The 712-nt window shown below is 57.9% G+C and carries 1 protein-coding gene; it reads right to left on the minus strand.

Going from position 1 to position 712, the window contains the following annotated elements; genetic code table 11:
- Positions 1–576: hypothetical protein (locus tag ACTWQN_RS38005; protein ID WP_443208526.1), on the minus strand; the 576-nt coding region annotated here is incomplete at its 3' end.
- Positions 577–712: the final 136 nt, after the last annotated feature.

Consider the following 712-nt stretch of genomic DNA (forward strand, 5'->3'; position numbering starts at 1 on the left):
AAGCTCTTCGGCGACGCTCTCGCAGGATTTCGGCGTGATGCGCCGTCCTTTGGCTACGATCTCCGCGTACTCAGCAGAGAATCGGATGTCGTCGGGGACGTTCCCGCCAACGGTGAGACTGAACGCCGAATCGCCGATTGCCGTGTACACAATCGGCAAGTTCATGACGGTGGCCACCTTGCGGTTGACGAGCTGCGGCGACATCTCGACTTCAGGCAAAGTCTTGCCAGCTTTGGCATTGATGAGGCAGGCGGCCATGTAGGCTGAATAGAACTGCTGACGAAGGAGGCCGCCCGCTTGCGCTGGTAGCGTCGACTTCGCGCCAATCTTTACCTCCGGTTGAGGGGCGTCTCCACCCGCGACCGCCGCAACAGAAGAAGAGTCGCTTTTGGTGTCAACGGGCGCTCCGGACGGAAATTCGATGTCGGGGTGAGTACCGGTGTACGTGGTCCAAGCCACTAGGATCACCACAGCCACCATGAGCACGCGCAACGGTAGATTCACGTCGAATGAACGACCGAATAGGGTCATCCTTGTCGGATCAGAAGCTGGGAAATCGTCTTCCAGGTCCATCATGTAGGTTTGCGCGCCACGAAGATTCAGGGTGGAGATCAGGTTTGCGACCGATTCCCCCGCTCGCGCGCAGTTCAGCCAACCTAATCTTGGATAGTTCAATTATCTGGTCGCGTTGGCTCGCCAACCACTCGTAAAG

Source organism: Saccharopolyspora antiqui (assembly GCF_052246905.1).
Lineage (GTDB): Bacteria > Actinomycetota > Actinomycetes > Mycobacteriales > Pseudonocardiaceae > Saccharopolyspora.